Origin of the sequence: Paraburkholderia sp. J69-1 (assembly GCF_905220255.1) — a bacterium.
Lineage (GTDB): Bacteria > Pseudomonadota > Gammaproteobacteria > Burkholderiales > Burkholderiaceae > Paraburkholderia.
Genome location: NZ_CAJMZG010000003.1, coordinates 192,881 through 211,840, shown reverse-complemented (window position 1 = coordinate 211,840; position 18,960 = coordinate 192,881). Strand labels below are relative to the sequence as shown.

13 protein-coding genes are annotated in these 18,960 nt (G+C 64.7%); 7 read left to right on the top strand and 6 right to left on the bottom strand.

What is annotated here, in order from left to right; all coding sequences use genetic code 11:
- Positions 1-11: 11 nt before the first annotated feature.
- The gene (locus tag U5A67_RS06645) at positions 12-962 is read right to left on the bottom strand and encodes a LysR substrate-binding domain-containing protein (RefSeq protein WP_321813458.1); all 951 of its coding nucleotides are present in this window, start codon (positions 960-962) and stop codon (positions 12-14) included.
- Positions 963-1,081: 119 nt separating this feature from the next.
- Here U5A67_RS06645 and U5A67_RS06640 point away from each other — a divergent pair, with 119 nt between their 5' ends.
- The 6 genes from U5A67_RS06640 (at position 1,082) to U5A67_RS06615 (ending at position 10,695) form a co-directional block, all read left to right on the top strand.
- On the top strand, positions 1,082-2,257 hold the full coding sequence (locus U5A67_RS06640; protein WP_321813457.1) for a M20 aminoacylase family protein: 1,176 nt from the start codon (positions 1,082-1,084) through the stop codon (positions 2,255-2,257).
- 118 nt (positions 2,258-2,375) lie between these two features.
- On the top strand, positions 2,376-3,710 hold the full coding sequence (locus U5A67_RS06635) for an MFS transporter (RefSeq protein WP_205982840.1): 1,335 nt from the start codon (positions 2,376-2,378) through the stop codon (positions 3,708-3,710).
- Between the two features lie 145 nt (positions 3,711-3,855).
- Positions 3,856-4,266, top strand: a complete 411-nt coding sequence (locus U5A67_RS06630) for a hypothetical protein (RefSeq protein ID WP_321813456.1) — start codon at positions 3,856-3,858, stop codon at positions 4,264-4,266.
- A 158-nt stretch (positions 4,267-4,424) separates the two neighbouring features.
- On the top strand, positions 4,425-6,062 hold the full coding sequence (locus U5A67_RS06625) for an efflux RND transporter periplasmic adaptor subunit (RefSeq protein ID WP_321813455.1): 1,638 nt from the start codon (positions 4,425-4,427) through the stop codon (positions 6,060-6,062).
- Between the two features lie 3 nt (positions 6,063-6,065).
- On the top strand, positions 6,066-9,245 hold the full coding sequence (locus U5A67_RS06620; RefSeq protein ID WP_321813454.1) for a multidrug efflux RND transporter permease subunit: 3,180 nt from the start codon (positions 6,066-6,068) through the stop codon (positions 9,243-9,245).
- Positions 9,246-9,249: 4 nt separating this feature from the next.
- Positions 9,250-10,695 (top strand): efflux transporter outer membrane subunit, encoded by a 1,446-nt coding sequence (locus U5A67_RS06615; protein WP_321813453.1) that lies wholly within the window; start codon positions 9,250-9,252, stop codon positions 10,693-10,695.
- A 286-nt stretch (positions 10,696-10,981) separates the two neighbouring features.
- Here U5A67_RS06615 and U5A67_RS06610 read toward each other — a convergent pair whose 3' ends face one another.
- The 4 genes from U5A67_RS06610 to U5A67_RS06595 all read right to left on the bottom strand — a co-directional run bounded on the left by U5A67_RS06610 (position 10,982) and on the right by U5A67_RS06595 (position 14,935).
- Positions 10,982-11,347 (bottom strand): hypothetical protein, encoded by a 366-nt coding sequence (locus tag U5A67_RS06610; RefSeq protein WP_205982835.1) that lies wholly within the window; start codon positions 11,345-11,347, stop codon positions 10,982-10,984.
- Between the two features lie 257 nt (positions 11,348-11,604).
- Positions 11,605-12,138, bottom strand: coding sequence for an ankyrin repeat domain-containing protein (locus U5A67_RS06605; RefSeq protein ID WP_205982834.1), 534 nt, complete (start codon positions 12,136-12,138; stop codon positions 11,605-11,607).
- A 184-nt stretch (positions 12,139-12,322) separates the two neighbouring features.
- Positions 12,323-13,711 (bottom strand): short-chain fatty acid transporter, encoded by a 1,389-nt coding sequence (locus U5A67_RS06600; protein ID WP_205982833.1) that lies wholly within the window; start codon positions 13,709-13,711, stop codon positions 12,323-12,325.
- A 522-nt stretch (positions 13,712-14,233) separates the two neighbouring features.
- The gene (locus U5A67_RS06595) at positions 14,234-14,935 is read right to left on the bottom strand and encodes an alpha/beta fold hydrolase (RefSeq protein WP_205982832.1); all 702 of its coding nucleotides are present in this window, start codon (positions 14,933-14,935) and stop codon (positions 14,234-14,236) included.
- A gap of 251 nt (positions 14,936-15,186) precedes the next feature.
- Between U5A67_RS06595 and hutC the strand changes: the two genes are divergently transcribed.
- Complete coding sequence (gene hutC / locus U5A67_RS06590; RefSeq protein WP_241023389.1) at positions 15,187-15,900, top strand: histidine utilization repressor; 714 nt, start codon at positions 15,187-15,189, stop codon at positions 15,898-15,900.
- Between the two features lie 23 nt (positions 15,901-15,923).
- On the opposite strand, the gene U5A67_RS06585 is transcribed toward hutC, so the two are convergent.
- Positions 15,924-18,716, bottom strand: a complete 2,793-nt coding sequence (locus U5A67_RS06585; RefSeq protein ID WP_321813452.1) for an autotransporter outer membrane beta-barrel domain-containing protein — start codon at positions 18,714-18,716, stop codon at positions 15,924-15,926.
- Positions 18,717-18,960 lie beyond the last annotated feature (244 nt).

Below are 18,960 nucleotides of genomic sequence, written 5' to 3'. Positions count from 1 at the left end.
CTGATGAAAAGTCAGATCAACAGCTCTAACGAATGGTAGAGCCGCCGCCGCTCCGGGTCCTGCGAGGCTTCGCCCGCACGGATCGCGTCCTTCAGGCAGTCCAGAAAGCACTCGGCGGCCGCTGAAAGCGGTACGCCGCGTCGCGCGACCACACTCACCACGGTGCGGTCCACTTCCTCCTGCAGCGTCAGCGCGCGAAGGTTCTCGCGCGCGAAACGCGTCTCCACCAGCGGCCACGGAAAGATGCTGACCATGTCGGTATTCATGATCAGGCCCATCGCCACGATGAACGAATGCGCGAGATGCACCGTGCGCGGCAGCGGCAGGCCGTGACGGCGGAATACGTCGTCGGTGACCATTTCCTTGCTGGCCGGGTCCCAGTTCAGCAGCCACTCGCAGTCCTGCAATGCCTCCAGCGAATGCGCCAATTCGAGCGGATGCCCCTTGCGCACGACCACGGCCGATTCGGTCGCGAAGATCGGCGTCTGTGAAAATTCGGCGTGCAGCGAGGCGAGGCCCGGCTTGCCGAGCGAAAAGTCGAGCGTGCCGTCGCGCAGGCGCGGCATCACGATATTGAGCAGCCCCTCGTAGAACTCCAGTTGCATGCCGGGCATGCGCGCGCGAAAGCGCGTGACGGCGTCGGGCAGGAACGACAGCGCGAGCCACGGCGTCACGCCAATCGAGAGCTTGCCGCCGCCACTGCCGCGCCGCGCGTCGAGTTCGTGCTGCGCGCGCGCCAGTTGATGCACGACGGCGCGCGCGTGCACCAGCAGCGCCTGGCCCGCTTCCGTGAAGGCGATGCCGTTGGCGTTGCGCGTCACCAGCGCGATCTGCTGCTCGGCTTCCAGCTCGCGCACCGCCTTGGTGGCGGCCGCGGGCGAGATGCCCAGCGCGCGCGCCGCCGCGCGGATGCTGCCGGTGTCGGCCATGGCGACCAGCGCCCGGAACTGATGGAACTTCATGAGGGAAAACCCGGGTGAAAACCTGCGGTTGGCGGGCTAACCATTTTAGGGCTGTCGGCGACAAATCGGCGTCATTATCCTGAGGCATCGAGTAATCACCTTGCTTCAGGAGACGACGGATGAACACGATGGCGATTCCCCCCGCAATTGCGGCGATCGAAGAGGAAATGATCGCGCTGCGCCACGCGATCCACGCGCACCCGGAACTCGGCTTCGAAGAATTCGTGACCAGCGATCTGGTTGCTGAAAAGCTCGCCGCCTGGGGCTACGAGGTGCATCGCGGGCTGGGCGGCACGGGCGTCGTCGGCACGCTGAAGGTGGGGAACGGGACGCGCCGTCTGGGCCTGCGCGCCGATATGGACGCCTTGCCGATTCACGAAGCCACCGGCCTCGATTACGCGAGCCAGATCCCCGGCAAGATGCACGCGTGCGGCCACGACGGCCACACGGCCATGCTGCTGGCGGCGGCCAAACATCTGGCGCAATCGCGCGCCTTCGACGGCACGCTGCACCTGATTTTCCAGCCAGCGGAGGAGGGTCTCGGCGGCGCCAAGCGTATGCTCGACGAAGGGCTGTTCGAGCAATTCCCCTGCGACGCCGTGTTTGCCATGCACAACATGCCGGGCTTTCCCACCGGCAAGCTCGGCTTCCGGTCGGGGCCGTTCATGGCGTCGTCGGATACGGTCATCATCGATATCGACGGGCGCGGCGGTCACGGCGCGATGCCGCACAAGGCGACCGATCCCGTGGTGGTGGCCGCGAACATCGTGCTCGCGTTGCAGACCATCGTGTCGCGCAACGTGCCGCCGCTCGATATGGCGATCGTGACGGTCGGCGCGATCCACGCGGGCGAAGCGCCCAACGTGATTCCGCAAACCGCGCAGATGAAGCTTTCGGTGCGCGCGCTGCGCCCCGAAGTGCGCGACCTGCTCGAAGCGCGCATCACCGCGCTGGTGCACGCGCAGGCAAGCGCCTATGGCGCGACGGCGCGCATCGATTATCAGCGGCGTTATCCGGTGCTGGTCAACGATGCGGAAATGACCGCCTTCGCGCAGAACGTCGCGCGCGACTGGCTCGGCGAAGACGGGCTGCTCGACGAACTCGCGCCGCTCACGGGCAGCGAAGACTTCTCGTTTCTGCTCGAAAAGTGCGCGGGCAGTTATTTGATCATCGGCAATGGCGATGGAGAAGGCGGCTGCATGGTCCACAACCCCGGCTACGATTTCAACGACGACTGCCTTGCCACCGGCGCCGCGTACTGGGTGCAACTCGCCGAACGCTTCCTGCAGGCCTGAGGCAGAACCGGAGCGCAAATGGCGCGCACCTGAAGCGCACCTGAAGCGCAACGCCATGAACACGGCATGAGACCCGGGCAAGGGCATCGCACCCGCCCGGGCTGACAGGAGACCCACGATGACTGCCACCACCCTGCACACCGACCCGGACGCCGCGCACGGCCCGACACGCGCCACGCGTGCCTCGCGCGCGAAGGCCATCGCCGCGATCACGCTGGGCAACGGCCTGGAGTTTTTCGACTTCACGGTCTACAGCTTCTTTGCGACCACCATCGGCACGCTGTTTTTCCCGGTGCATGGCGCGCTGAACCAGTTGCTGCTCGCGGTGGGCAGCTTCGGTGTGGGCTTTATCGTGCGGCCGCTGGGCGGCGTGATGATCGGCGCATTCGCCGATCGCGCGGGCCGCAAGGCCGCCATGACGCTCACGCTCTGGCTGATGGCGCTGGGCTCGGCGCTGATCGCCTTCGCGCCCACCTATGCGCAGATCGGCCTCGCGGCGCCCGCGCTGATCGTGCTGGCGCGGCTGGTGCAGGGTTTCGCGGTGGGCGGGGAAGTGGGCGCCTCGACCGCCATGCTGCTCGAATACGCCGACGACCGCTCGCGCGGCTTTTACGGTAGCTGGCAGTTCGTGAGCCAGGCGCTCAATACGGTGTGCGGCGCGCTGCTCGGCGTGGCGCTCACGACCGCGCTGTCGCCCGCCGCGCTGCATAGCTGGGGCTGGCGCGTGCCGTTCGTGATCGGCATGCTGGTGGTGCCGGTGGGCGTGTATATCCGGCGCCATCTGGACGAAACGCTCGAACACGCCGAACCCGTCGACGCCAATACGCCGGTCGCCGTCGCCGCGCGCCCGCTGCGCGAAATCTTTGCGAATCACCGTACCGCGCTGGTGGCGGGTGTGCTCACCACGATCGGCGGAACGGCTGCGAACTATATCGTGCTGTTCTACATGTCCACGTACGCGATCAAGATCCTCGGCTTGCCGATGTCGGTGGGCATGAGCGCGGCGCTCGTGGCCGCGCTGGTGACGGCGGCGTGTTCGCCGTTTGCGGGCATCCTGTCCGACCGGTACGGGCGCAAGCGCGTGCTCGGCGTGTCGCGCGTACTGCTGATCGCGGTGATTTATCCGGCCTTCATGCTGATTCATTCGGTGCCCACGGTACCGGCCGTGCTGGGCGTCGTGGCGGTGCTGGGCGTGATCGTGGCCTTCACGGCCGTGCCGAATATCGTGATGCTGCCCGAACTCTTTCCGCAATCGATTCGTGTCACCGGCATGTCGATTGTCTATTGCGTGGGAGTATCGATCTTCGGCGGCTTCGCGCAGTTTTTCGCCACGTGGCTGATTCAACTGTTCGACAATCCGCTCGCGCCGGCGTGGTATCTGATCGGCTGCGGCGCGGTTTCGCTGATTGCCTTGCCGATGATTCGCGAACCGGCAGGGCGGCCGCTCGACTGAAGCATTCGCTTCAAATGCGGCGCGCGCTATGCAATATTGGCGCGCGCTGCTTATTTCTTTATGCGGTTTTAGCACGACGCTTTCTAGAATCGAGCCATGTTAACCAACATTGCGCGCCGCAACCGGCGGCATGCGCCTGGCTCATATGGCATCGCTGCTCACGCACCTTTCTGCTTCCACGCGCCTTTGTGCAAAGCCGCATCGACCCGCACGTCATCTCACCGTGCAGATGACGGTGCGCGTGGCGCCTGCCAATGCACAACTCGCGCGATGTCTGCTGCATGGCCTGCTCGGCAATGCCATGGGCGTTCACAGCATCGATATCGATCGACGTCTCGAACTGGCCTGCCTGCACGTCGAACTCGAGCGCGGCCGCGTGCCCGATGCCATGGCGTTACTGATTCGCTCATTACCCGGCGCGGAGTTCGGCATCATTCGCCAATCGAATGAATGCGTTAAAGACGCGTATCAACGTTTGCAATCCATAATTAAATTCATTTCAAACCGCGAAACATATTGCGTATTTGTTTCATTGCGTGGCTTTGAAATTGATTGACAATAAATAAGGTGTGCTTTGAATGGCACACGTGATCGTGCACTCTGAGGAAACGCAGTAAGATCCTCTCCGAGCTTGAGGCGGCGCAGCACATCCCGTATGCAGGGATTCGCCCAGGTTCGTCGGTCCAGCGTAGATCGTCGACAACGGAGAAAAGCATGACACGCGGATATCGGGTAGCACGTTTGTGCTTGTCCTTGGGTCTGGTCGTCGTGGCAGCTGCGTGCCACGACAAAGCGCCGGTAGCATCGGCGCCGCCGCCCGCCAATGTGGATGTGATCGACGTCGCGCTGCGCGACGTGCCGGTCGTTTTCGATTACGTCGGGCAGACGGAAAGCTCCCAGCAGGTCGAGATTCGCGCACGCGTGAGCGGCTTTCTGGAAAAGCGCATCTATGAAGAAGGGTCGATGGTCCATCAAGGGGACGTGATGTTCCAGATGGATCGCAAGCCGTTCCAGGCCGCGCTCGACGCGGCGCGCGCGGAATACGCGCAGCAGAAGGCGCGGCTCGATACGGCGCAGGCCAATCTCAATCGCGTCAAACCGCTCGTTGCGAAGAATGCGTTGAGCCAGAAAGACCTCGACGATTCGATCGGCCAGCAACAGGCGGCCGCGGCCGCGCTCGAACAGGCGCGCGCCAATGTCACGAGCGCCACGCTCAATCTGGGCTATACGACGATCACCGCGCCGGTCACGGGGCTGTCGAGCTTCGCGAAGAAGCAGGACGGGTCGTATATCGACACCACCAACAGTCTGCTGACCTACGTCGCGAAACTCGATCCCATGTGGATCAACTTTTCGCTCTCTGAAAACGAGATGTTGAATCTGCGCACGCAGACGAAAAACGGCACGCTCAAGCTGCCGCAGATCGACAAGCTCGAAGCCTATATCGTGCTCGCGGACGGTAGCACCTATCCGTACACCGGCCGCATTGCCTTTGCCGATGCTTCGTTAAGCGAACAAACCGGCACGTATCTGATTCGCGCGACCGTGCAGAATCCCACCGGCGCGCTGCGTCCGGGCCAGTTCGTGCGGATCAAACTGCGCGGCGCGGATCGCGCGAATGCGATTGCCGTGCCGCAGAATGCCGTGATTCAGGGGCCGCGCGGCGCGTTCGTGTGGACCGTCGATAAAGACGGCAAGGCGCAGCAGCGTTCGGTCGAAACCGGCGAATGGAACGGTAACGACTGGGTGATCAGTTCGGGCCTGCATGCGGGCGATCGCGTGGTGGTGGATAACACGTTGCGCCTGATGCCAGGCGCGCCGGTGAAGGCGCATCTGGTGCAGGCGCCGGCGGCGCAGGCGAATGCCGCAGGAGCGGGTGGTGCGGCTGGCGCCAATAACGCGAATGGCGCGAATGGCGCGAATGGCGCAGCCAATGCCGCTGCGGCTAGCGGCGCGAACGCCAATGCCAGCGCAAACGCCAGCGCAAATGCGAACGCCAGCGCAAACGCAGATGCCAATAACCCCGCCGCCCGCACGCCGCTCTATTTCACGAGCGGCAGCGCGAGCCTCGACGCGCAATCGGCATCGGCGCTCGCAGCGGTTGCGCAGCGCCTGGTCGCGTCGCCCGCCACGCGCGTGGTGGTTTCCGGCTACACCGATTCCACCGGCTCGATGGCCGCGAACGAAAAGCTCGCGCACGCGCGCGCCGACACCGTGCGCTCGGCGCTCATCGTCGCGGGCGTGCAGGACGCGCGCATCGACATGCGCAAGCCCGCGCGCGTGGTCGCCTCCGATCCGGCCGACAAGTCCCGCCGCGTGGACGTGACCCTCTCGCAAGCCGCGGGAGGTTGAGCGATGAAGTTCTCCCACTTCTTTATCGACAGGCCGATTTTCGCGTCGGTGCTGTCGATCATTCTCGTGGTCGCCGGCATGGTGTCGATGCTGAACCTGCCGATCGCGCAGTTCCCCGATATCTCGCCGCCGCAGATCACCGTGAGCGCGACCTATCCGGGCGCGAGTGCGGACATCGTCGCGCAGAACGTCGCCGCGCCGATCGAGCAGCAGGTCAATGGCGCCGACAACATGATGTACATGAACTCGTCGAGTTCCTCGACGGGCAACATGACGCTCACCGTGTACTTCAACATCGGCACGGACCCGTCGCTCGCGCAGGTGGACGTGCAGAACCGCGTGAACCTCGCGCTGCCCACGCTGCCCGATGCGGTGACGGCGCAGGGCGTGTCGGTGCAGAAGCGTTCGTCGGCGTTCATGATGGTGATCGCCATCTATTCGCCCGATAACGCCTACGACCAGTCCTATGTCGCCAACTACGCGAACGTCTATGTGCTCGACGCGCTCAAGCGTATTCCGGGCGCGAACCAGGCGACCATCTTCGGTTCCGCCGACTACGCGATGCGCGTGTGGCTCAAGCCCGACCGCATGGCGCGGCTGGGTATCACGGTTTCCGACGTGCAGAACGCCATCAGCGCGCAGAACCAGCAGTTTTCCGCGGGGCGATTAGGGCAGGCGCCAACCGATGGACCCGTGCAGCAGACCTTCCCGGTGGCGACCAAAGGGCGGCTCACCGAACCCGCTCAATTCGACGACATCATTCTGCGCGCGGCCTCGGGCGATGCGGCCATCGTGCGCATCAAGGACATCGGCCATACCGAACTGGGCGCGAAGGACTACTCGCTGCGCGGCCGCTACAACGGCAAGACGGCCACGCTGATCGCGGTTTATCAGCAGCCGGGCGCAAACGCGCTGCAGGTGGCCAAGCAGGTCAAGCAGACGCTCGAGCAACTGTCGAAGAACTTCCCGCCGGGCCTCAAATACGAGGTTGCGCTCGATACGACCGAGTTCGTGCGCGAGTCGATCGGCGAAGTCGTGCACACATTGCGCGACGCGGTGATTCTCGTGATTCTGGTGGTCTTCATTTTCCTGCAGAGCTTTCGCGCGACACTCGTGCCGATTCTCGCGGTGCCGGTGTCGATCATCGGCGCGTTTATCGGCATGGAGGCATTCGGCTTTTCGATCAATATGCTGACGCTGTTCGGCATGGTGCTGGCGATCGGTATCGTGGTGGACGATGCGATCGTGGTGATCGAAAACGTCGAGCGCAATATGAGCGAGTTCAAGCTGCCACCCAAAGAGGCGGCCAAACGCGCGATGGACGAAGTGAGCGGGCCGGTCGTGGCGATCGTGCTCGTGCTGCTCGCGGTGTTTATTCCGGTGGCGTTTCTTTCCGGCATCACGGGGCAGCTGTACAAGCAGTTCGCCGTGACGCTGGCGGTGTCGGTGGTGCTCTCGGGTATCGTCGCGCTGACGCTGTCGCCCGCGCTCGCCGCCATCCTGCTCAAGCCCGACGACCATCAAAAGAAGAAAAACCGCTTCTTTCGCTGGTTCAACGAGAAGTTCGAGAAGCTCACGAACGGCTACGGCAGCTGGGTGCAGACCGCGATTCGCCGCGTGACGCTGTCGCTGGCGCTGATCGTCGTGATGATCGTGGCCACGGGCGGGCTCTTCAAGACGATTCCTTCGTCGTTCCTGCCGGTGGAAGATCAGGGTTATCTGCTGGGCGCGGTCGTGATGCCCGATGCGGCCAGTCTCGACCGTACCGGCGATCTCTCGAAGAAGGCCGAAGACTGGTTCGCGAAGCAGCCGGCAGTGAGTTCGGTGGCGGCGCCGATCGGCTTCAGTCTGATCGACTCGCAATACAAGTCCAACGCGGGCACGCTGTTCATCACGCTCAAGGGCTTCAAGGATCGTGGCGCGAACGGGAGCGCGGAGGATTTGATCCGCGATGCGCAGAAGTATTTCTCGACCTTCAAGGAAGGCGCGGTGGTGCCGCTCAATCCGCCGTCGATTCCGGGCCTGGGCACGACGGGCGGTTTCGAGTTCTGGCTGCAAAGCACGGGCGACGGCAACTATCAGGAACTGGAGCAGAAGGTGCGCGCGATGATCGCCAAGGCGCGCCAGAATCCGGCCTTGCGCAGCGTGAATTCGACCATCAACACGAATTCGCGGCAGTTGCTGGTGGAGGTGGATCGCGAGCGCGCGGAAACCAAGGGCGTGCCGGTGCAGGACGTTTATACGGCATTGCAGACGATGTTCGGTTCGTCCTATGTGAGCCAGTTCCCGAAGGGCAGCCGTCTGTTCCAGGTGATCGTGCAGGCCGAACCGCAATACCGCACGCGCCCCGACGACATCCAGCAGCTCTACGTGCGTAACCGCACTGGCAGCATGGTGCCGATCAAGGCTGTGGCGACGGTGCGTTTCGTGCCGGGCCCGGACATCGTCAATCGCTTCAACAACTTCCCGGCGGCGAAGATTAGCGGCGATGCAGCGCCTGGCCATAGCTCGGGCGAGGCCATCGCGGCGATGGAGGAAATCGCGAAGGAAACGCTCGGCGACGGCTATAGCTACGAATGGAGCGGTCAGGCCTACGAAGAAAAGAAGGCCGGTTCCACGGCGGCGATGGTGTTTGCGTTCGCCCTGCTGATGGTGTTCCTGATTCTCGCGGCGCAGTACGAGAAGTGGTCGCTGCCGATTGGCGTGTTGATGGCGGTGCCGTTCGCGATCTTCGGCGCGCTGGTGGGCATCTTCATACGCGGCATGGAAGACGATGTGTACTTCCAGATCGGCTTGACGGTGCTGATTGCGCTGGCGGCGAAGAACGCCATTCTGATCTTCGAGTTCGCGGTGGAAATGCGCGAGAAAGAAGGCATGTCGCCGTACGAGGCCGCGCTGCACGCCGCGAAACTGCGTTTGCGCCCGATCATCATGACGTCGCTCGCGTTCATTCTGGGTTGCGTGCCGCTTGCGATTGCCAGCGGCGCATCGGCGGCGAGCCGCCGCTCGCTGGGCACGGGCGTGATCTTCGGCATGCTGGGCGCCACGCTGATCGCGCTGTTCTTCATCCCGATGTTCTTCTGGGGGCTCGAAACGCTGTCGTCGCGCAAGAAGTCCAAGGCCGCCGATACGCCACCGTCGCCATCGCCGCCGCCGGCACTGCCACCTGCGCAGGAGGGTTGAAGCCATGAACCCGACACTCAAGCGTGCATGGCGTCCCACCGCAATCGCCGCGAGCGTGCTGCTGCTCGCGGCCTGCACGGTCGGGCCCGACTATCATCGGCCAACCGTCGAAACGCCGGCGACGTTCCGCTACGCCTCGGCGAATGGCGAGGCCGTCGATCCCGCATCGATCGACTGGTGGAAGCAGTTCAACGACCCGGTACTCGACGATCTGATCGACAAGGCGCTGGCGCAGAACAAGGATCTGGGCATCGCGGCGGCGCGCGTCGAAGAGTATTACGGCCGCTACGTGGTGACGCGCGCGGGCCTGTTTCCGCAGGTCAGCGCGAATTTCGGCGGCTCGCGCAGCCGTGGCGTGCCCGCGCCCGGTTATCCGCCGATGGTCGGCAATCAGGTGCAGCTGGAAGGCGTCGCGTCCTGGGAACTCGATCTGTTCGGGCGCTTGCGGCGTTTGACGGAAGCGGCGCGCGCCAATTATCTGGGCACGCAGTCGGCGCAGCAGGCGACGCGTATCGCGATCATTTCCAATGTGGCAACCGGCTATCTGCAACTGCGCGATCTCGACAACCAGTTGACGATCGCGCAGGAAACGTTGCACAGCCGCGAAGGTTCGCTCGATCTGTTCGAGCAGCGCTTCGCGGGCGGCGTGGTTTCGAAGCTGCAATTGAGCCAGGCGAAGTCGGAATACGAATCGGCGCAGGCTTCGGTGTTTTCGATCCAGCAGCAGATCTCGCAGCAGGAAGACGCAATTTCGTTATTGCTCGGCCAGAATCCGGGGCCGATTCCGCGCGGCAAGAGCATCACGCAACTCACCGCGCCGGCGATTCCGGCGGGCTTGCCGTCGACCTTGCTGGAGCGCCGGCCCGACATTCTAGAAGCGGAGCAGACGCTGATCGCGGCCAACGCCTCGATTGGCGCGGCGCGCGCGCAGTATTTCCCGGATATCTCGATCACGGGTCTGTTCGGCGCGGCCAGCACGGCGCTGTCGGGTCTCTGGACCGGGCCGGCGCGCGTGTGGTCGTTCGCGGGTTCGATCACGCAACCGATCTTCGAGGGCGGGGCAATCGCCGGTTCCGTGCATCAGGCCGAGGCGCAGCATCAGGAAGCGCTGTTGAGCTACCAGCAGACGATCCAGCAGGCATTTGCCGATGTCGAAAATGCGCTGGTGGGCGTGGCGCGCACGCGCGATCAACTCGATGCCACCACGCGCCAGGTGGAGGCGCTCACGCAATACGCGTCGCTGTCGCGCGATCTCTACGAGGGCGGTTACACGAGCTATCTGGAAGTGCTGGACGCCGAGCGCAGTCTGTTCGCCGCGCAGATCCAGCAGTCGCAATTGCAGGATCAGCAGCTCGCGCAGATCGTCAGTCTGTATAAGGCGCTGGGTTACGGCTGGACGCCCAAGACCAGCGCCAGCGCCGACGCCAGACCGGCGCCGCAGCCGTCATAGCGGCGCGCTGTTATCCGCCTTGCATTGGCCGATGTGTCGCGGTTGCGAACGCGCCGGTGCAAGGCGGCTCATTCCATTCAAGGCACGTCGGAAATCAGATAACGCAGCGGTTGCGGCGCGTTGGCTATTTGCGTCGGGTTGTGTTCGTTGCGCGCGATGTTCTGAAGGTGCGCCGGCGCTGCGTTCCTGAGTATGGTGCGACGAAAGCGCCGCCGCCTCCATCGTTTGATGGAGAAACGTGCGGCGATTCAGTTTGCCAAAGCCTTTGCAGCAAGCAGGCGCGAAATCAATCGGCGGCGCGGCGGTCGGCCAGCGCCAGCTCGCAGTCCTTGAGCACTTGCAGCACCAGCTTGGCCTGATAGTTGAGGTCGTCGGTATCGAGAATTTCCTCGACCGCGTCGCGCGCCCATGTGGCGTCGACGAACCACGCGTGCTGCTTGGCGATTTCCTGCGCGAGGGCGGTGAGCCGCGCGATGGCCAGCCAGTCGGCTTCGCGCGCGTGGCGGTCGAGCCACTTGTGCGCCGCCTGCACGTGAAAGGCCGCGTTGGGCCAGGATTCGTTGAGATAGTACGCTCCGAGGCTCCCGCAGGTGAGCCAGCAGAGCAATTCCACGCGGTCGCGCGGACTCAGATGGTGGCGTACATCACTCATGGCGACGCTCGCGAAGGTGACAGAGTTCGATTGACGGGCACTTGGGCGCTACGACTCCGGTAACCCAACAATATCACGGGTTACACAAGATGTCAGAGCAAGTCATGTGCCGCATACGCGGGCTACAGGGATAGCGTCGCCTGGCGGCGCCTCGTATGCAAACCAGGACTGACACCAGGGTGTGAATCGGCGTGTGATTATTCGAGCGATGATTTTGGCGCTGCGACATCGCCACGCGTGTGCAGCAGCCTGCGAATTCAGGCCGTCCTGCCGCTTGCATAGGCGAGCCGCGCGGCGGCGTCGGTGGCGCCCATGCCGTTGGCGACGTCGAATGCCGTATTGCCCGCGCCGTCCTGCGCACGCGGATTCGCGCCGCGCGACAGCAGTTGATCGACGATATCGACGCGATTGAACATGGCCGCGATCATCAGCGCGGTGCGGCCGTCGGGCGAGGCGCCTTCGACGTCGGCGCCATTGTCGAGCAGCGCGCTCACCACATCGGCAAAGCCCTTGAAGGCGGCGCCGGCGATCGGCGTCTGGCCGTTGTCGTTGCGCAGGTCGGGGTCGGCGCCGCGCTGGATTAGCGCGCGTACCGCGTCGGCGTGACCGTGGTAGCTGGCCAGCATCACGAGGCTGTCGCCTTTCTCGTTGCGCAGATTGGGCGGCAGGCCCTGGTCGATCAGCGTGGCGAGCGTGGCCGCTTCGCCGCGGCGTGCGCTATCGAACACTTCGCGCGCGAAATCGATCAGGCGCGGGTCGAGATCGTCGCTGGACGGCGGGTGTGCGGTCACGGCAGGCTCCTGGAACGCGTAGCGCGGCTGTTCATTGTGGCGCAATTGCGCGGACGCTGCGCGCTGCGGCAGGCGGGATGAAAAAAGCAAAAAACGGCGCTGCGCAACCAGGCACGCAGCGCCGTTTCGATCAGGCGATTAACCGATCAGCGGATCGGCGGATCAGATCGCGCCGGGATCGCGCTCAGGGCACGAGCCACAGCGCCACCGCATAAATCACCAGCGACACCGCGAAGGTCACGGCGGTATAGCCCATCACGCGCTGGATGCGGATGCCCGCAATCGCGACGATCGGCACCGCCCAGAACGGCTGCAGCATGTTCGAGACGTTTTCGGCCATCGCCACGCCCATGGCGGTGCGCGGCACGGATGCGTGCAGGCTCAGCGCGGCGGGTAGCACGAACGGCCCCTGCACGGCCCAGTGGCCGCCGGCGCTCGGCACCAGCAGCGTGATGATCAGCGAGCTCAGATAGCTCCAGATCGGCAGCGTGACGGGCGTGGCGATCGTCACGAAAGCCTTGGCGATCATCGACGCCAGACCCGTGCCCTTCATGATGCCCATGATGCCGCCGTAGACCGGGTATTGCAGCAGCATCGAACCGGTCTGGCGCGCGGCGCGGCGGATCGCATTCGCATAGGCGATCGGCGTGCGCTGCAGCGCGAGGCCGATCAGCAGGAAGATCAGGATCGTCGTGTTGATGTCGAGATCGAAGCCTTTTTCGCTCCACTCCATCGCCAGATAGCCGCCGCCCAGCACGATCAGCAGCAGCGTGCCGAGCATCGACTGTTCGAGGCGCGTGGCGAACGAAGGCGTGTCGCTGATACGCGCGTGCGGGTCGTCGCTCGGGGCGTTATCGGCGCTTTCGGCCGTCTGGTTGAAGGCCACCACGTCTTCGGCCTTCGGGTGCATGCGGATGAAGATGAAGGTCATGACGACCACCACCAGCACGGTCGGCACGAACACGAACGGCGCGAACACCGTCTGCGCGAGCGGCACGACCTGGCCGGTGGCTTTTTCGACCAGATTGAGCGCGTTGCCGTGCGAAGCCTGCGACAGCGCGATCGAGCTGGACAGGCCGCTATTGCAGATCGACCACGCCGAATAGCTGCCCGCCACCAGCCACGCGAAATCCACCTTCACGCGGCGCGCGATTTCACGCGACAGCAGGGCGCCGACGATCAGCCCAAGCCCCCAGTTGAGCCAGGCCGCAATCGCCACGACCGGAAACACCAGCAGCGCGGCGCGCGCGGGCGTCTGCGCATGGGCGGCGAGCGCGCGCAGGCCGCGCTGGACGATCGGCGCTTCGGCGATGGCGTAACCGGTCGCGAGAATCAGGATCATCTGCAGCGCAAAACCGAGGATGCCGAAGGTGCCCGTGTACCAGGCGTCGAGCACGGTCGGCACATTGCCGTGCGGCGCGATGACGAGCGCGAGGACGGCGACGAAGGCGGTCAGGCAGATCGACAGGACAAACGGATCGGGCATGACCCGTTCGAATACATAGACGAGGGCGGCAACCACGCCGCGTCCCTTCGCAGGCGCTTGTGCGCCGGGGTTGTGGTCTCTTTTCATGCTGTTATTGCTCACGCTGCGTGTGGCTTCGGTGGCTATTTCTAGCGGTCGCCATCTTGCTGGCCAGGGCGGTCAGGATCGGCGTGCGTGTGCGGATGGGCCCGTCCCCATGCGGCGGACTGGCTGCGCGTGGGTCGCGTGATTCAGTCAGACTTTGGCGTGTGGTCAGGATGCCGAGCGGCGGCGCGTCTCCTGTGCTCAAAGGCGTGTAGCCCCGGCGCAGCGGGTTCGTAAGTGCCTCACGCGGCGCAGTGCATGCGTTACGCGAAGCGGCCAGGCCCGTTGTTATTATTGTGTGTTCGATATATGAACATCGTTTCGTTTATCGAACTGGCCAATAGTCGCCTTATGCTGTGTGAATGTCAAGCTGGAATAACGGACGCAAGCGGGCTTTTCACGTCAGATCGACGTGAATTGAATGCTAATTGAAAGAATTGAGATTGCCGGCGCGGCGGGTTTGCGGATGCAAACCGGAGGGACGCGGCCCCGTGCATGAGCGAGCGGGGCCGCGAAAGGCGGAGGTCAGGCGTGGCGGTTTGTGTCGTCGCCGTCTTCGTCGAGATCGTCTTCGTCGTCTTCATCGTCGAAGTCGCTGTCTTCCTCGTAGTCGGCCTGGCTGCCGAGCAGGAATTCGTCGACGAGCGGCGCGAGCACGCGCGCATGCGCATTCGCCAGATCGTGGCCGCCGCCGTTGACCACGTCGAGTTCCGAATTCGGCAGCAGTTCGAGCAGGCGTTCGCCCACGGCCAGCGGGCTGACCGGATCGTTGTCGCCCCACAGCAGCATCACCGGCTGCTGGATATAGGACAGTTCGCCCGAGAGGTCTTCGCGCAGCGTCAGGAACCAGTCCGGCAGTTGCGGGTTCTGCGCGGCGAAATCCGCGCGCCAGTCCTGCGCGCCCAGCGCCTGCGTATCGATGCCGCCCGACGTCACGGCCAGCACGATATGGGTGATCAGCGCGGGCTTCGCGAGCGCGGCGCGCATGGCGATCACGCCGCCCATCGACTGGGCGATGATCGCGGTCGGCTGGTCGATCTGCTGCACGACCTTGCGCACGAGATCTTCGAAATGCTCGACATCGGGATCGGCCGGCACGCCGCCAAAGCCCGGATACGTCACGAAGCGGCGCGTGGCCGTATGTTCGAGATGATCGGCGAGCGGTTGCCAGAACGCCGGGTCGCCCGAAGCGCCGGGCAGGAAGAGAAGTTGGGTCGGTGCGTGCAAGATGGTTCGCCGGGAACGCGCAGGTTCGCCAGGCGCGGCGGCGCCTGCGCGGGGTTGTGAGATTGGATAGCGGCCGATCTTAGCACGCAGTCCGTGAACGAATCCGCGCAGGGACCGGTGCGCCATGCATGCCTGAATAGCGGGGCCAGGGCGCGCGGGCGGCGGCAAGTCGGACGGTACAATGTGCCTCGGCCGATCTGGCCGCCTCGTCGCGTTTTGCCGCGATGCCGCCCATTACCAGAACGAAGACCATGCAAAAGAAGCCGGCTAAAGACTCGTCGCTGCCCGCCTACGAACAGATCAAGCGTCACGTCCTCGCGCAAATCGAGAGCGGCGCGCTCAAGCCCGGTGACGTCGTGCCTTCGGAAACGGAGATGGTCAAGGAGTTCGGCGTGGCGCGCATGACCGTGTCGCGCGCGCTGCGCGAACTGATGACCGAGGGCGTGCTCAACCGCGTGCGCGGTTCGGGCACGTATGTCGCGCCGCGCCAGTACGAATCGACGGTCCTGCAGATCCGCAATATCGCCGATGAAATCGCCGCGCGCGGCCATCGTCACGCGGCGCGTGTGCTCGCGCTCGAAGCCAGCGACGACGAAAGCGCCATCGCCGCGCTCGAACTCGACGCCGGTCCCGTGTTCCATTCGCGCATCGTGCACAGCGAAGAGGGCGAGCCGATCCAGTACGAGGATCGCTACGTGAATCCCGAAGTGTTTCCCGAGTATCTGGAGCAGGATTTCACGGTCGAAACGCCCAATCACTACATGGTGCGTCTCGCGCCGATCCAGCGCGCGGAATTCCGCATCTACGCGCAAAAGCCCGACGCGCGCGTGCGTCAGTACCTCGAAATGGAGATCGGCGAGCCTTGCCTGCTGCTGTTGCGGCGCACCTGGGTCGGGCGGCATGTGGCCACTTCGGTGCGGCTCTGGCATCCGGCTTCGCGTTTTCATCTCGCGGGATCGGTTTAAGTTTTTATCCGCGCTATTCGCCATTACCACCGATAACGCGCGGCAAGCCGCAACGCGTATTGCCGATAATCGCCCGCGGTCCCGCTGCGGCCCCATTGCCCGCCGATTTCCGCCATGCCGCTCCAGCGCGGCGACCACGCGCTTTCGATGCCGATTCTCGCTTCATAGCGATTCGCAGGCGCGCTCTGATCCAGCGTGACGCCGCTAAAGTCCACCGACGATGTCGAACTGTCGTGCCACCAGTTGAGCGTCAGGTGGCATTGCAGCAACGCGCCCGCAAGCTCCAGCGCGCGCACGATCCGCACGCCGAGGCGGGTCATCAGATCGTTGCCGACACCGGCGTTCAGCGTGGTGCCGTTGGGCTCGGTCGTATCGACGCCAAGTCTGTGTACCCAGATCGCCTGCGCCTGCGGCACGATCTGCCAGTTCGCACCCGCGCCGGGCGCGAACGCCCAGCCGCCTTCCAGCGAAGCCAGCATGCGCTGCGTGTGATAGTGGACGCCGGGCAGGTCGCTGCCGTTCACGGCGTTATCGAACCATGCGTACTGAAACCAGCTATCGACATAGGCGCCGGATTGCGTGGCCGCGTCGGCGAACCAGGTGGCGTACACGCCGCCGCTGTAACCCTGTGTGCTGCCCGAGGTCTGTGCGTCGTTGCCTGCTGCGTAGCCTGCGCTCTGCGCGTTGCCGTAGGCCGCCATCGCGCCGAGGTGCAGACGGTCTGCATCGCTGAAAAGCGCGCGCTGCATGATGTCGCCGCCGCCCTGCAGGACGATGGTGTTGGTGCGCGCGCTGTAGTTATCGGCCGGGCCGGAGCCTTGATCGGTGCGGCCGGTCAGGCGTAGCCACGCGCTATTGCCGCTCGCGGGCAGCGTTGGCATGCGGTCGCGCAACGTGTGGATGAACATGGCCGTGGCGGCGTATTCGTTGGCGAGATACACCGGCACTTCGGGCCGATAGTCAGGCACTGGCGTGGGCGTCGGGCCGGGGGGAGCGGGCGGTGTTGGCGAGGGCGGTAACGGTGGCAGCGGCGGGATCAGAATTCGTTGCGAACTCAACAACCAGTTGCCCGAATCCGCGCGAAACAGATGATATTCGTAAGGCCCGGCGACAGCGCGCCCGAGCTGCACGAAGCTGCCTGCCGGCGCCGTGCCGCCATTCAGCACGACGATCACCGGAATGCCGTAGGTGGTGACCTGGCCGCGTCCGCCCGCGTTGAGAAAGCGCAGGCCGGTCGTGCCCGTCACCGCGCCGCCGTTGACGATGACGCGGTCGGTCGGTGACGTATCGCTGCCCAGCGAGGTGTTCATCACGAGCGTCGCGTTGCCGCCGGTCAGGCGTGTGAGCGTCAGTGTGTGGAACCCGGCGAGCGCGGGCGAAGCGAACGCCACGGTGCTGTTGTCGAGGCTCAGGCCCGTCAGTATCGAATCGCCGGTGATCGTCCAGCTTGTGCCGTTGACCAGCGTCAGTTGTGCGATGGCGCCCGTGCTGGCGGCGCCGCTCATGAGCGCCGCGCCGCAGAGCGCCGAACCGCTTGCCAGAAGGTCGATCTGGCTCGGCAGCGTGACGCTTTCGAGCGTCAGTAACGCGGGCCCGGCGGCCTTGCCGCCCGCAAGACGCACCACGGCCACGCCATTGAGCACGTCGATCGCCGATCCCTGCGCGCTCGCGAGCGTGCTGTTCGCGAGGAGGGCGGTTTGCGTCGTCGCATCGCCTGCGCCTGCGAGGTGCAGTGCGTTCGCGTTCTGGCCGCTGACGCTCACGCTGCCCGCGTCGAGCGCCAGTTGCGCGCCATGGCTCACGTCGATGCCATCTGCGCTCGCGCCGGAAGTCGAAATATGCGTGCCCTGCGCGACGATCGTCGATCCTGCGCCGTCTGCCGCGAGACCCGTCGCGGCGCTGCCGCCCGTCGAGATTGCGCCGCCCGTGAGCGTCAGGCTGCCGCCGGCCAGCACCTGTGCGCCGATCGAGGATGCGCCGAGCGTCGTGACGGTTGTGTCGTCGGCCGTGATGACGCTGCCCGCGCCCGAGACGTAGAGCCCGTTCGACACATCGCCGATGGTGCGCAGATCGACGCCGCGCAGCGTGATCGTGTCGCTGGAATCGACCTTCGCGCCCGCCGATCCCGCGCCGGTCGTCACCACCGAGGTCCGCCCGTCGAGCGCATCGATGGCGATACTCGAGTTGCCGGAGGTCGCCGAAAGTCCCGGCGCGCCGTCGCCGGTCGTCAGGATCGAACTCGGTCCGCTCAGCGTGAACGCGCCGGTCGCCACCGCGACGCCTGCCGCCTGATAGCCGTTCGTCACGAGCGTTGAGTCGTGCAGGACGATCACGCCGCCGTAGTCCATGAACGCGCCGTGCGCGCGGTCGCCGCTCGTCGTCAGGTTGATGCTGCCCGTAATGAACGCGCCCGTGGAAAACGCATGGACGCCGTTGGAGTGCGCGCCGATCACGCTGATCGTGCTCGTGTTCGTGCTTGCGCCGAAGTCGATCGAGCCGCCGTTGTTGGCATACGCGCCGGTCGAGTTGTCGCCGGCCGATTCGAGCGTGACCGGCGCGGTCACGGTAATGGTGCCGGCATTGATCGCGTGAAACACCGCCGCGTAGGCCGTGGCGCCGGTGTTGAAGGTGCCGCCCGGGACCGTGCCGTTGCAGCCATCGGCGGTATAGGACGTGGCGCTGGGCGCAGGCGGCGCACAGGTTGCGGCGCGCGCGGGCAGCGCGGACTCCGCCGCCAGAAGCAGGACGAGGCGGACGCAGGTCAGCGCGAAGCCGCACAGCGTCGCGCCGAAGCCGTACACGCGCAGAGATGCCATGCCTCAGCCTTCGCGAGGCGCCGGTGTCCGCAGAAAAGCCATCGACGGGCTTCCACGGGAGCCGGCGCGCCCGCTCACAGGACGACATGTGAAATGGTGCGTTTTGGAGCGTTGGGGGGCGTTTGCCGGGAGAAATCACGTCCCAGACAGAAATATTAGTAACGCATAAGGCGCATCGGAAGGATTCTTCATATCGAATTTTTCTGACGGTGTGAGGGCGTGATCTTGTCTATTCAACATGTCG

Excerpts from the sequence above, each read along its gene's own strand:
- U5A67_RS06645 (WP_321813458.1), bottom strand. The coding sequence starts at position 962 with ATGAAGTTCCATCAGTTCCGGGCGCTGGTCGCCATGGCCGACACCGGC.
- U5A67_RS06640 (WP_321813457.1), top strand. The coding sequence starts at position 1,082 with ATGAACACGATGGCGATTCCCCCCGCAATTGCGGCGATCGAAGAGGAA.
- U5A67_RS06635 (WP_205982840.1), top strand. The coding sequence starts at position 2,376 with ATGACTGCCACCACCCTGCACACCGACCCGGACGCCGCGCACGGCCCG.
- U5A67_RS06630 (WP_321813456.1), top strand. The coding sequence starts at position 3,856 with ATGGCATCGCTGCTCACGCACCTTTCTGCTTCCACGCGCCTTTGTGCA.
- U5A67_RS06625 (WP_321813455.1), top strand. The coding sequence starts at position 4,425 with ATGACACGCGGATATCGGGTAGCACGTTTGTGCTTGTCCTTGGGTCTG.
- U5A67_RS06620 (WP_321813454.1), top strand. The coding sequence starts at position 6,066 with ATGAAGTTCTCCCACTTCTTTATCGACAGGCCGATTTTCGCGTCGGTG.
- U5A67_RS06615 (WP_321813453.1), top strand. The coding sequence starts at position 9,250 with ATGAACCCGACACTCAAGCGTGCATGGCGTCCCACCGCAATCGCCGCG.
- U5A67_RS06610 (WP_205982835.1), bottom strand. The coding sequence starts at position 11,347 with ATGAGTGATGTACGCCACCATCTGAGTCCGCGCGACCGCGTGGAATTG.
- U5A67_RS06600 (WP_205982833.1), bottom strand. The coding sequence starts at position 13,711 with ATGAAAAGAGACCACAACCCCGGCGCACAAGCGCCTGCGAAGGGACGC.
- hutC (WP_241023389.1), top strand. The coding sequence starts at position 15,187 with ATGCAAAAGAAGCCGGCTAAAGACTCGTCGCTGCCCGCCTACGAACAG.
- U5A67_RS06585 (WP_321813452.1), bottom strand. The coding sequence starts at position 18,716 with ATGGCATCTCTGCGCGTGTACGGCTTCGGCGCGACGCTGTGCGGCTTC.